This window comes from Tardiphaga sp. 866_E4_N1_4 (assembly GCF_052076075.1).
Taxonomy (GTDB): Bacteria; Pseudomonadota; Alphaproteobacteria; order Rhizobiales; family Xanthobacteraceae; genus Tardiphaga; species Tardiphaga robiniae.
This window is the reverse complement of sequence record NZ_CP197242.1, coordinates 2,377,922-2,390,053: the sequence shown is the minus strand read 5'-3', so window position 1 is coordinate 2,390,053 and position 12,132 is coordinate 2,377,922. Positions and strand designations below refer to the sequence as shown.

At 60.9% G+C, this 12,132-nt stretch carries 11 protein-coding genes; 7 read left to right on the top strand and 4 right to left on the bottom strand.

Features of this window, described 5'->3' with window-relative positions; all coding sequences use genetic code 11:
• Positions 1–288: 288 nt before the first annotated feature.
• A complete protein-coding gene (locus AB8B20_RS11740) occupies positions 289–444 on the top strand; it encodes a Thivi_2564 family membrane protein (protein WP_086937086.1) in 156 nt (51 codons plus the stop codon).
• A gap of 123 nt (positions 445–567) precedes the next feature.
• Here the strand turns inward: AB8B20_RS11740 and AB8B20_RS11735 are convergent, their stop codons facing one another.
• The 4 genes from AB8B20_RS11735 to cysP all read right to left on the bottom strand — a co-directional run bounded on the left by AB8B20_RS11735 (position 568) and on the right by cysP (position 5,815).
• Positions 568–2,727, bottom strand: a complete 2,160-nt coding sequence (locus tag AB8B20_RS11735; protein ID WP_439072686.1) for a malate synthase G — start codon at positions 2,725–2,727, stop codon at positions 568–570.
• A 131-nt stretch (positions 2,728–2,858) separates the two neighbouring features.
• Entirely contained in the window at positions 2,859–3,746 is an 888-nt protein-coding gene (gene cysW, locus AB8B20_RS11730; RefSeq protein ID WP_439072685.1) for a sulfate ABC transporter permease subunit CysW, read from the bottom strand.
• On the bottom strand, positions 3,746–4,573 hold the full coding sequence (gene cysT / locus AB8B20_RS11725) for a sulfate ABC transporter permease subunit CysT (protein ID WP_439072683.1): 828 nt from the start codon (positions 4,571–4,573) through the stop codon (positions 3,746–3,748). The genes cysW and cysT (AB8B20_RS11725) overlap by 1 nt, the downstream gene beginning before the upstream one ends.
• Positions 4,574–4,798: 225 nt before the next feature.
• Entirely contained in the window at positions 4,799–5,815 is a 1,017-nt protein-coding gene (cysP, locus tag AB8B20_RS11720) for a thiosulfate ABC transporter substrate-binding protein CysP (protein WP_439072681.1), read from the bottom strand.
• Between the two features lie 301 nt (positions 5,816–6,116).
• On the opposite strand from cysP, the gene cysG reads away from it, so the two are divergent.
• The 6 genes from cysG (at position 6,117) to cysT (AB8B20_RS11690) (ending at position 12,132) form a co-directional block, all read left to right on the top strand.
• Complete coding sequence (cysG, locus tag AB8B20_RS11715; RefSeq protein WP_439072680.1) at positions 6,117–7,553, top strand: siroheme synthase CysG; 1,437 nt, start codon at positions 6,117–6,119, stop codon at positions 7,551–7,553.
• The gene (locus AB8B20_RS11710; RefSeq protein ID WP_068735099.1) at positions 7,550–7,864 is read left to right on the top strand and encodes a DUF2849 domain-containing protein; all 315 of its coding nucleotides are present in this window, start codon (positions 7,550–7,552) and stop codon (positions 7,862–7,864) included. Before cysG ends, AB8B20_RS11710 begins: the two co-directional genes overlap by 4 nt.
• 12 nt (positions 7,865–7,876) lie before the next feature.
• On the top strand, positions 7,877–9,532 hold the full coding sequence (locus AB8B20_RS11705; RefSeq protein ID WP_439072678.1) for a nitrite/sulfite reductase: 1,656 nt from the start codon (positions 7,877–7,879) through the stop codon (positions 9,530–9,532).
• Entirely contained in the window at positions 9,519–10,031 is a 513-nt protein-coding gene (locus AB8B20_RS11700; RefSeq protein WP_120291737.1) for a DUF934 domain-containing protein, read from the top strand. The genes AB8B20_RS11705 and AB8B20_RS11700 overlap by 14 nt, the downstream gene beginning before the upstream one ends.
• A gap of 208 nt (positions 10,032–10,239) precedes the next feature.
• Positions 10,240–11,229 carry a sulfate ABC transporter substrate-binding protein gene (locus AB8B20_RS11695; protein ID WP_089265721.1) on the top strand — a complete coding sequence of 330 codons (990 nt, stop codon included), beginning with the start codon at positions 10,240–10,242 and terminating at the stop codon, positions 11,227–11,229.
• A gap of 66 nt (positions 11,230–11,295) precedes the next feature.
• A complete protein-coding gene (cysT, locus tag AB8B20_RS11690; protein WP_089265418.1) occupies positions 11,296–12,132 on the top strand; it encodes a sulfate ABC transporter permease subunit CysT in 837 nt (278 codons plus the stop codon).

Sequence of the window (12,132 nt, the reverse complement as noted above, 5' to 3'; positions counted from 1 at the left end):
TACGGCTACTTTAGGTGGTTGGTGCGTAAGCGTTCTTGTGGCACGGCGAAGGACGATGCCCGGCGATTGATCGGTTCTGCTTCTCCGCGGGGGGGCGGCACTCCGCTGGCGGCGCGGATTCTACGTGACCGTCGGTGACCTGAGAGCCAGCTTGCGTGTCTAGTTTGGCGAGGTTCTTTTGTTCCGGTCCGGGAACCCAATGCTCTCGCCCACGTTGGATCACTGTTGAGCAGCTGTGGCGATGGCCGGGGCTGCTATTCGTTTTCATTGAGTCTGGGGGATACGCACATGCTTGTCGGCGTCTTGATCACTTTTCTCGTCGTCATTCTCATTCTGTACTTGATCAATCTGTTGCCGATCGACGGCCGCGCGAAGCAGATTTGCCGCGTCGTCGTGATCATTCTCGGTGTGATCTCGCTGCTGAAATACATCGCGGTTTTCTAGCGAGATGGACTAACAAAAAAGCCCCGGCGGTTTGCCGGGGCTTTTTTGCTTGCAGCCGATGCGATCGACATTCTCTCATTCGTCATGGCCGGGCTTGTCCCGGCCATGACGACAGAGAGTGTATCAAGCCAGCGCCTTCGCCTCGCGGCGGCGCGCGGTGAGGATGTACTCAGTGTAGCCGTTCGGCTGTGCGCGTCCCTCGAATATCAGGTCGCAGGCGGCCTTGAAGGCGACGCCGTCGAACGAGGGCGCCATGTTCTGATACAGCGCGTCGCCCTTGTTCTGCTCGTCCACCACCACAGCCATGCGCTTCAGCGATTCCATCACCTGATCCCTGGTAATGACGCCCTGATGCAGCCAGTTGGCAAGGTGCTGGGCAGAGATGCGCAGCGTGGCCCGATCTTCCATCAGGCCGACGCCATGAATGTCCGGCACCTTGGAGCAGCCAACGCCCTGGTCGATCCAGCGTACGACATAGCCGAGGATACCCTGGCAGTTGTTGTCGATCTCCTGCTTCACATCATCCGGCGCCCAGTTCGACTGCGACACCGGAATGGTGAGGATGTCGGTGAGCTTGCCGCGCGGCCCGCCCTTGGCGAGATCCTTCTGCCGCGTGGCGACATCGATCTGATGATAGTGCAACGCGTGCAGCGTCGCGGCGGTGGGCGAGGGCACCCATGCGGTGGTGGCGCCCGCCTGCGGATGGCCGAGCTTCTGCGTGAGCATGTCCGCCATCTTGTCGGGCGCGGCCCACATGCCCTTGCCGATCTGGGCATGGCCCGGCAGGCCATCGATCAGGCCGACATCCACGTTCCACTCTTCATAAGCCTTGATCCACGGCGTCGCCTTCATGTCGTTCTTGCGGATCATCGGACCCGCTTCCATCGACGTGTGGATCTCGTCGCCGGTGCGGTCGAGGAAGCCTGTGTTGATGAACATGATGCGCTTGGATGCATTCTGGATACAGGCCTTGAGGTTCACCGTGGTGCGGCGTTCCTCATCCATGATGCCGACCTTCATGGTGTTCTCGGGCAGCGACAGCAGTTTCTCAACGTACGCAAAGATTTCGCAGGTCAGTGCCACTTCATCGGGGCCGTGCATCTTCGGCTTGACGATATAGATCGAGCCGGTGCGGCTGTTGCGGATCGGGCCCTTGCTCTTGAGGTCGTGGATTGCGATCAGGCCGGCAACGGCGGCATCGAGCAGGCCTTCCGGAATTTCCTCGCCGGCGCTGTCGAGCACCGCATCCGTAAACATGTGATGGCCGACATTGCGCATCAGCATCAGGCTGCGGCCATGCAGGGTCAGGTTCTTGCCGTCGATCGTCTTGTAGACACGGTCTTCATTGAGCGCGCGCTTCAGCGTCTTGCCGCCCTTTTCGAAATCGGCTGAGAGCGTGCCGTTCATCAGGCCGAGCGTGTTGCGATAGACCAGCACCTTGTCGTCGGCGTCGACGGTGGCGACGCTGTCTTCCATGTCGAGAATGGTCGAGACGGCCGACTCCATGATCATGTCGGCAACACCAGCGGAGTCGTCCTTGCCAATGGTGTTGGTTCGATCGATCTTCACTTCGATATGCAGGCCGTTATTGACCAGCAGGATCGAGGTCGGGGTGGCGAGCTCGCCGAGATAGCCAGCGAGCTGGGATTCGTTCTTCAGCGCGGTGAGGTTGCCGCTCTTGAGCTTGGCCGAGAGCTGGCCCGCAATGATGCTGTAGGCCGTGACATCGGTGTGGCTGCCGGTGGCGAGCGGCGCGGCCTGATCGAGGAAGGCTTTTGCCTTGGCGATGACTTTGTCGCCGCGTGCCTTATTGTAGCCTTTGCCACCTTCAGACGGATCATGCGGGATCGCATCGGTGCCGTAGAAGGCATCGTAGAGACTGCCCCAGCGCGCATTTGCGGCATTCAGCGCATAGCGCGCATTGGTGAGCGGCACCACGAGCTGCGGGCCGCAGATCTGGCCGATCTCGATATCGACATTGGCAGTCTCGACCTGCTTGGTCGCAGGCTCCGGGAGGAGGTAGCCGATTTCCTTGAGGAACGCCGTATAGGCGTTCATGTCGAAGGCGCCCTTGTTGGCCATATGCCAGGCATCGATCTTGGCCTGCAGCGTATCGCGCACCTTGAGCAGTTCGCGGTTCTTCGGGCCCAGGTCCTTGATGAGAGCGGCGACGCCGGCCCAGAACGCATCCGGCTGGATGCCGGTCCCGGGGGCGGCTTCCTTGGCGATGAAGTCGAACAGGACGGGGGCGATCTGCAGTCCGTGGGCGTCGATGCGTTTCATGGTGTCTTTCTCGCGAGAAGCGGCAATTCTGCTCTAATTTCAGGGAGTATAAGCATAAACGGCGCCAAACCGCGGCGCCCATGGGACCTTTTAACGCCAAACGCTACCCGGTGAGAAGTCCCCTAAAGGGATCAGTGGCCGGGCGGCCGGGCCGGGGCCTGCGCGTGATCCGGCGAGATCCGCTCCAGCGCCACCTTGATCACGATGGTGAGCAGTGCCACGGCCGTCAGCACCGTTGCCGCTGCGAAGGCGCCGGCGACATTGTAGTCCTGATACAGAAGCTCGATCTGCAACGGCAACGTCGTGGTCTGGCCGCGGATGTTGCCGGAGACGACGGAGACGGCGCCAAATTCGCCCATCACGCGGGCATTGCACAGGATCGCGCCATAGAGCACGGCCCAGCGCACATTCGGCAGCGTGACCCGCATGAAGGGCGCAAAGCCGGAAGCGCCGAGTGTGACGGCGGCCTCTTCCTCATCGGTGCCCTGCACCTGCATGAGCGGGATCAACTCACGCGCCACGAAGGGCGCGGTCACGAACATGCTGGCGAGCACGATCGCCGGCAGTGCGAACATCACCTTGATGCCCATGGCTTCGATCAGGGGGCCGAACAGGCCCTGCGAGCCATAGACGAAGATATAGGCGACGCCGGCGACGATCGGCGAGATAGAATAGGGCAGTTCGATCAGCGAAATGAGGAGCGTGCGGCCTGGGAAGACGAACTTGGTCACCGTCCACGCCGCGGCGAGGCCGAACACGATGTTGATCGGCACAGCGATCAGCGCGGTGGTGACTGTCAACAGAATGGCATGCTGCGTGCCGGGCTCGGTGAGGCTGTTGAAAAACGTGCCGATGCCTTGCGACAGCGCTGAACTGAAGATCAAAGCCAGCGGTGCGATCAGGAACAGCAATGTGAGGATCGCGACGATGCCAAGTACCACGCGGCGCGTCACCGGGCCGGCACCGACGGGCGTCACCATCCATTCGGTATGGGCGCGTTCACTCGTCGGATGCGACATCACACATCTCCCCGGCCGAGATAACGCAGGTTCCAGGCCTGCACCGCGTTGGTGACAATCAGCATGGCGAAAGCCATCGCCAGCATTACCACGGCAATCGCGGCGGCAGCCTGGTAGTTGTATTCCTCGAGCCGAATATAGGTCAGCAGGGCAACGATCTCGGTCTTCATCGGCTGGTTGCCGGCGATGAAAATCACCGCGCCGAATTCGCCGAGGCTGCGCGCGAAGGACAGTGAGCAGCCGGCGAGGAAGGCCGGAAAGATCGCCGGGAAGATTACGCGCCAGAGAATCTGCAGATCATTGGCGCCGAGCGAGCGGCCGGCTTCCTCGACATCGGAGCCGAGGTCTTCGATCACCGGCTGCACCGTGCGCACCACGAAGGGAATGCTGGTAAAGGCCATCGCGATGGCAATGCCGAGCGGTGCGTAGGCGACCTGGATGCCAAGTGCATCGAGCGGTGCGCCGAACCAGCCTTTCTTGGAAAACAGCGCCGTCAGCGCGAGGCCGGCCACGGCGGTCGGCAGCGCGAAGGGCACGTCGACCAATGCGTCGAGAATGCGCTTGCCGGGAAATTGATAGCGCGCCAGTACCCAGGCGAGCAGCAGGCCGTAGATGGCGTTGAATGCGGTGGCCGCCAGCGCCATCGTCACGGTGACGCGGATGGCCGACAGTGTGCGCGGTGACGATAGGATGCCCCACAATTGCGCAAGCCCGACGTCCGAGGCTTTCAGGATCAGCGCGCAGAGCGGCAACAGCACGATCGCTCCGAGATAAAAGAGCGTAATGCCGAGCGAGAGCCCGAAACCTGGAATGACGCTACGTCTCAAGGGAAGGTCCGTGTGTGAAGCCGTTGGGGCTTCTCTTAGACGATTTGCGCGGAAAGGGAATGCGGCGAGGTCGTCTAATGCAGGCGCCCGTCCTCTCCCATGTCATGGCCGGGCAAAGCGCGAAGCGCCGCTTCGCTAGATGTTCCCGGGCATCCACGTCTTTAGTTCATTTGCAGCGAAGACGTGGATGCCCGGGTCAAGCCCGGGCATGACGGAGTTTGTGGTTCACTTCCCGCCGAACAGCGTGTCCAGCTTCGCGCCGGGATTGAGGTGTTCGGCATTCAGCTTGTCCCAGCCGCCGAAGTCGTCCTCGACGCGGTACAGCTTCACTTCCGGGAATTTGTCCTTGTATTTTGCCATCACGGTCTTGTCGGTGACGCGGTTATAGCCCTTGGCTTCGATGTCCTGGCCTTCCGGCGAATACAGGAATTCAAGATAGGCGGTCGCGAGGGCCTTGGTGCCGTGCTTGTCGGCATATTTGTCGACGACGGTCACCGGGAATTCGGCGAGCACGCTGGTCGGTGGCACCACCACTTCATACTTGTCCTTGCCGCCGGCATCTTTGCCCGCGAGGTCGCGGATCGACGAGGTCTCGGCCTCGAAGGTGATCAGCACATCGCCGGTACCGCGCTCGACGAAGGTCGTGGTGGCGGCGCGGCCGCCGGTGTCGAACACCGGGACATTGGCGAACAGCTTCTTGATGAAGTCATCAGCCTTGTCAGCACCATACTTGTTCTTCGCGAAGGCATATGCGGCCAGATAGGTGTAGCGCGCATTGCCTGAGGTCTTCGGATTCGGGAAAATCACCTGTACGCCCGGCTTCACCAGATCGTCCCAGTCCTTGATGCCCTTTGGATTTCCGGCGCGCACCAGGAAGGCCGGCAGCGAGTAATAAGGCGAGGAATTATTCGGCAGCCGCTTGGCCCAATCGGCCGGAATGAGCTTGCCGCGATCATACAGTACCTGCACGTCGGTGACCTGGTTGAAGGTCACCACATCGGCCTCGAGTCCTTCGAGGATCGAGCGCGCCTGGCGCGACGAGCCGTTGTGCGACTGGTTGATGGTGACGTCCTGGCCGGTTTTGGCCTTCCACTGCTTGGCGAAAGCAACGTTGATCTCGGCATAGAGCTCGCGCGAGATGTCGTAGGAGACATTGAGCAGCGTGTTCGGCGTCTGCGCCTGGGCGGGTGCGGTCGCGAGAATGCCGAGTCCGGCGGCGAGAGCGATAATGAAGTGGTTCACGTGTAGTCCCCTGTGAGTGAGAGCGATCGGATGGCCGGGAGCGGCGGCTGCGGCGTTTTGCCCGGCAAACGGTCCGGAATTTGCTGCGCAACGGGGGCGGGCACGGGTGCGATTTCGCGCAACTCCTGCATCGGCCGACCGTTATTGAGAAGAAGCATCTACGACGCTTGGTGTTTGAGGACAAAAATTCTATAGTTAGAACGCCTCGAAGAAGATAAAATCTTCTCTTTGCGCCTCGTTATCGAGAGATATATAGAATATAATTCCAGTCAACCCCCGAATTCGGGGCAGCGGAGTATGTATGCGGTTTCTGCCTGTCTTCCTCGATTTGCAGACCGGGCCGATCATTCTTGTCGGCCAGGGCGAACTCGTGCGCGCCAAGCTGCGGCTGCTGCTGGCGGCCGGTGCGCGGATTCGCTGGTACGCAACGGACGGCAATCGTGACACGTCCGGGCTCGATGCCGAGGGCGTGGCGCGCATTGAGCATGTCGAGGGCGATCCGGTGACCGCCGATCTTTCGGGGTGCATCGCGGTGCTCTGCGCCGGCGCCGGTGAACTCGGCCACGCGGTGGCTGCGCGCGCTAAAGCGAGCGGTGTGCCCGTCAATGTGATGGATGAGCTCGCGCACTCCACTTTCATCTTTCCGGCCATCGTCGATCGCGGCGATGTGGTCGTTGCCGTCGGTACCGGCGGTGCGTCGCCGGTGGTGGCGCGGCGTGTGCGCGAAAAGATCGAGGCGATGCTGCCTGCGCGGATCGGCGATCTCGCCGGCTTCATCGGGCGCTGGCGCAAACCGATCAACGACAAGATCGCCGATGCTCTGTTGCGTCGCAGGTTCTGGGAGCGCATCGTCGATGGTCCGATCGGCGCGCTGGTGCTGGCGGGGCGAGGTACCGAGGCCGAGAAGGCGCTGACGGAAATCGCCGATCTCTCGATCTATGCGGGTGCAGCGCAGGCCGGCGTTGTCGAAGGTCACGTCACGCTGGTGGGAGCTGGGCCGGGCGATCCGGATCTCCTGACCATCAAGGCGTTGCGCGCGCTGCAGGACGCCGACGTTGTATTTTACGACGAACTGGTGTCCCCCGAAGTCCTCGACCGCATCCGCCGGGATGCATCGCGCATTCCCGTGGGTCGCCGGGTCGGCAAGCCCGGTATCGGTCAGGATGCGATCCACAAATTGCTGATCGAAGCCGCGAAAGCTGGGCAACGCGCCGTGCGCTTGAAGGGCGGCGATCCCTTCATCTTCGGGCGCGGTGGCGAGGAGATCGAAGCGCTGCGCGAAGCGGGTGTTGCTTACTCAGTTATTCCCGGCATCACTGCAGGCCTTGGCGCTGCGGCTATGTTCGAGGCGCCGCTGACCTATCGCCGCGAAGCGCTGCGCATCACCTTCCTGACGGCGCACAAGGAAAAGGACGCCGACAAGGTCGACTGGTCGACGCTCACCGACGAGAAGATGACCGTCGTTGTTTATATGGGTATGACCGCTGCCCCCACGATCCGCGCTGGATTGCTCGCTGCCGGGCGCTCGCCACAAACGCCGGTTGGCGTGTTTGCGCGCGTGACGCGTCCGGACGCGCAAGCGGCGGTGGGTGTGCTCGACGATCTCCCGGCGCTGGTCGACCAGATCGATGGCGGTCCGGCGGTTCTCATCATTGGCGATGTCGTGGCGCATTCCGCGCCGTGGCGGGCCGCTCAGATCAACAAGCTCGTTTCAGATTTATTGGTGGCTGCCGAATGACCTCTCCGCTGCAACAGAAAATCAAGATCACCGGCCCGTCGGTGGTGACTGCCAACCGTACCTGGGACGGCGTGGTGATTTATCGCGATGCCCATAAAGGGTGGACCACCGACCTCGCGCAGGCTGCCATTGTGCGCACTGCCGATGATGCGCGTGCGCTGCTTGCTGAATCCACAGCCGATGACGTTGGCGCCATCGGTCCCTATATCGCGCCGGTCGCCGTGAACGACAACGGCACCGTCGAGCCGGGCAACCTCCGTGAACAGATTCGCCGCAAGGGCGTCACCATTGACCTTCCGGCTTCGGCTTAAGGCACCTGAATTATGTATGCTTATGATGAAATCGATCGCACGCTGATCAACGAGCGTGTCTCGGAATTCCGCGATCAGGTGAAGCGCCGCCTCGCAGGTGAACTCACCGAAGACGAGTTCAAGATGCTGCGGTTGATGAACGGCGTTTATCTTCAGCTTCACGCCTATATGTTCCGCGTCGCCATTCCCTATGGCACGCTGTCATCGCCGCAACTGCGCAAGATGGCGCATGTGGCGCGACGCTATGACCGCGGCTATGGCCACTTCACCACACGGCAGAACATCCAGTTCAATTGGATCAAGCTCGCCGATCTGCCGGATGCGCTGGAAGATCTCGCTTCGGTCGGCATCCATGCGATGCAGACATCGGGCAATTGCACGCGCAATGTCACCACCGATCAGTGGGCAGGTGTCGCGCCGGGCGAGGTCGAGGATCCACGCATCTGGGCGGAATTGCTGCGGCAGTATTCGACCATGCATCCGGAATTCTCGTTCCTGCCACGCAAGTTCAAGATTGCGATCACTGCGTCGGCCCATGATCGCGCGGCGATCAAGGTGCATGACATCGGTCTGCGAATTCACAAGAACGAGGCTGGCGAAACTGGCTTCGAAGTGCTGGTCGGTGGTGGCCTCGGTCGCACGCCATTCATCGGCAAGGTGATCAAGCCGTTCGTGCACGGCCGCGACATTCTGAGCTACGTCGAGTCCATCCTGCGGGTCTACAACCAGTATGGCCGCCGCGACAATATCTACAAGGCGCGCATCAAGATTCTGGTTCATGAGCTGGGCATCGAGAAATTCGCCGCCGAAGTTGAGGATGAGTGGCTGGCGACGCGCGAGAGTGCGCTGACGCTGGACAACGAGGTTGTCGAGGATATCCGCTCGCGCTTCAGCTATCCGCACTATCAGAAGCTCTCCGACACGCCGGACGAGCTGGCGGCCGCGTCGGCCGATCCGCATTTTGCGCGCTGGCTCAAGAACTCGGTCGCGCCGCATCAGCAGACCGGCTACGCCATCGTGACATTGTCGTTGAAGCCGGTGGGCGGCCCGCCCGGCGATGCCACGGCCGACCAGATGGATGCGATTGCCGATCTTGCCGACAAATACTCGTTCGGCGAAATCCGCGTGGGCCATGAGCAAAATCTAGCGCTGCCGAGCGTGGCGAGGCGTGATCTGCCCGCACTGTGGCGGCAGCTCGACAAGCTCGGCCTCGCCACGCCGAACGTCAATCTGGTCACCGACATCATCGCATGCCCTGGCCTGGACTACTGCTCGCTGGCTAATACGCGTTCGATCCCGATCGCGCAGGAACTAACGCGGCGTTTCGCCAATAACGATCTCGCGGAGCTGATCGGTCGGCTGCATATCAACATCTCCGGCTGCATCAATGCCTGCGGCCATCACCATGTCGGCCATATCGGTATTCTCGGCGTCGAGAAGAACGGCGAGGAATTCTTCCAGATCACAATCGGTGGCCGTGCCGACGAGCATGCCGTGGTCGGCACCCTGATCGGACCGGCGGTGCCTTTTGCCGAGGTAGCCGACGTCATCGAGGATATCGTCGAAGCCTATTTGGCACTGCGTGCCCGGCCGGACGAATTGTTTGTCCAGACTGTCGAACGCCTCGGCGTCGAGCCGTTCAAGGAGCGCGTTTATGCCACTCGTTAAGCAAGGCAAGATCGTTGCCGACGGCTATATTCACGTGGCCGACGATGCGGAGATTCCGGTCGACGGAGCGGCGTTGGTTCCGGCTGCGCGTTTTCTCGCCGATCCGGAGGCGCTGCTGAAGCGCAGCAGCCCGACCGGTGTGATCTGGCCGAATAACCGCGATCCGGAAGAGCTGGTGCCTTATCTCGACAGGCTCGCGGTGGTCGCGCTGGTCTTCCCGTCGTTCCGCGACGGCCGAGCCTACAGCCAGGCGCGCCTGCTGCGTGAACGCTACAAATACAAGGGCGAATTAAGGGCAACCGGCCAAGTGTTACGCGATCAGTTCGTCATCATGCTGCGCGCCGGTTTTGATTCATTCGAAGTGAAGAAGGATGCCGATGCGGAAGCGTTCGCGGCTACGGTGAAACGCTACACGGTGTTCTATCAGCCGACCGGCGATGGTCGCATCACGGCGCTGCATCAGCGCATGCAGTTGCGTCATGCGGAGAACGCGCGCTAATTCGCCGCATGTCGACAGCTTTCGCAGCGTTGGTTGATGACAAATGACCAGCGCGCGATACGGTCTCCATACGAAGGCATATTCATAGCACATTGCTGCCGTCATGCCGCCAACATTGGAATCTGGTTTCGTTGACTTAGCGGTGCTTCTTCAAGATTTTGCCCCCCACCTCATGACGATCGTGTTGTGAGGTTGGATGGAGATCAAAATGGTCCGTCGTATTCTTCCCGTCATTGCGGGTCTCTTAATTGCAACATCGGCGCACGCGGCAGACATTTCGCTGCTCAACGTGTCGTATGACCCGACGCGCGAGCTGTATGTCGATTTCAACAAATCGTTCGCTGCTGCGTATCAGAAGGAAACCGGCAAGAGCGTCGAGATCAAGCAGTCGCATGGCGGCTCGGGGGCGCAGGCGCGCTCTGTGATCGATGGTCTGCAAGCCGATGTGGTCACCCTCGCGCTCGCCTACGACATCGACGCAATCGCCAATAAGGGCCTGCTGGCGAAGGACTGGCAGAAGCGCCTGGCGCAAAATTCATCGCCCTATACGTCGACCATCGTGTTCCTCGTGCGCAAGGGTAACCCCAAGGCCATCAAGGACTGGGACGATCTGATCAAGAGCGGCGTCAGCGTCATCACGCCGAATCCGAAGACCTCTGGCGGTGCGCGCTGGAACTATCTCGGTGCCTGGGGCTATGCTCTGAAGAAATATGGATCGCAGGACAAGGCAAAGGAATTCGTCGGTAACATCTTCAAGAACGTTCCGGTTCTCGATACCGGCGCGCGTGGCTCGACCATCACCTTCGTCCAGCGCGGTGTCGGCGATGTCTTGCTGGCCTGGGAAAACGAGGCGTATCTGGCAATCCAGGAATTCGGCAAGGACAAGTTCGAGATCGTCGCGCCGTCGCTTTCAATTCTTGCCGAGCCGCCGGTCGCCGTCGTTGATACCGTCACTGATAAAAAGGGTACTAAAGCCGCTGCCGAGGCCTATCTGAAATACTGGTACACCAAGGAAGGTCAGGAGATCGCCGCGCGCAATTTCTATCGTCCGCGTGATGCCGATATTGCCAAAAAGTACGAGGCTTCCTTCGCCAAGGTTGATCTGTTTACGATCGACGACGTGTTCGGAGGTTGGACCAAGGCGCAGAGCGAGCACTTTACCGACGGCGGCGTGTTCGACAAGATCTACAAGAACTGATCGTTCGCAGCGAAACATCCAGACCGGTATGCCGGTCTGGGGCTTTTACCAAAGCAAGGGGACATTGTGAGCGCGGCACCTAAACGAAGTTCGTTGCCGGGGTTCGGCCTGAGCATGGGCCTGACCCTGACATGGCTGTCGCTTTTGATTCTGATCCCGTTGGCCGGGTTGTTCGTCAAGACAGCCGATCTCAGTCTCTCGCAGTTCATCGATACCGTCACCAGCAACCGCACCCTACACGCGCTCAGGATTTCGTTCGGATTGGCCTTCGCGGCTGCGCTGGTCAATCTGGTCGCTGGCCTGATTATCGTCTGGGCCCTGGTGCGTTACCGGTTTCCCGGTCGCCGGCTGTTTGATGCCATTGTCGATATCCCGTTCGCCCTGCCCACTGCAGTGGCAGGCATCGCGCTGACGACGTTGTTTGCGCAGAACGGATGGCTCGGCGCGCCGCTGGCGTCGCTCGGCATCAAGGTGGCGTTTACGCCGCTCGGAATTTTCCTGGCGATGGTCTTCATTGGCATTCCGTTCGTGGTGCGGACGGTGCAGCCGGTGCTGATCGACCTCGATGTCGAGATCGAAGAGGCCGCGGCCTGTCTCGGTGCCTCCCGCTGGCAAACCATCACCCGAGTCATCATTCCCAGCCTCACGCCGGCCATTCTCACCGGCTTCGCGCTGGCGTTCGCCCGCGCCGTTGGCGAATATGGCTCCGTGATCTTCATCGCCGGCAACCTTCCAAATGTGTCGGAGATTGCGCCGCTCTTGATCGTCATCCGGCTGTCGGAATTCCGCTACGCCGATGCGACAGCGATCGCGGTGGTCATGCTGGTCTTCTCATTCCTGATCATCTTCGTGCTCAATCGGCTGCAGCGCTGGGCGCAGACACGCGCGCTGGCCGTGAGTTGA

Excerpts from the sequence above, each read along its gene's own strand:
- AB8B20_RS11740 (WP_086937086.1), top strand. The coding sequence starts at position 289 with ATGCTTGTCGGCGTCTTGATCACTTTTCTCGTCGTCATTCTCATTCTG.
- AB8B20_RS11735 (WP_439072686.1), bottom strand. The coding sequence starts at position 2,727 with ATGAAACGCATCGACGCCCACGGACTGCAGATCGCCCCCGTCCTGTTC.
- cysW (WP_439072685.1), bottom strand. The coding sequence starts at position 3,746 with ATGTCGCATCCGACGAGTGAACGCGCCCATACCGAATGGATGGTGACG.
- cysG (WP_439072680.1), top strand. The coding sequence starts at position 6,117 with ATGCGGTTTCTGCCTGTCTTCCTCGATTTGCAGACCGGGCCGATCATT.
- AB8B20_RS11710 (WP_068735099.1), top strand. The coding sequence starts at position 7,550 with ATGACCTCTCCGCTGCAACAGAAAATCAAGATCACCGGCCCGTCGGTG.
- AB8B20_RS11705 (WP_439072678.1), top strand. The coding sequence starts at position 7,877 with ATGTATGCTTATGATGAAATCGATCGCACGCTGATCAACGAGCGTGTC.
- AB8B20_RS11700 (WP_120291737.1), top strand. The coding sequence starts at position 9,519 with ATGCCACTCGTTAAGCAAGGCAAGATCGTTGCCGACGGCTATATTCAC.
- AB8B20_RS11695 (WP_089265721.1), top strand. The coding sequence starts at position 10,240 with ATGGTCCGTCGTATTCTTCCCGTCATTGCGGGTCTCTTAATTGCAACA.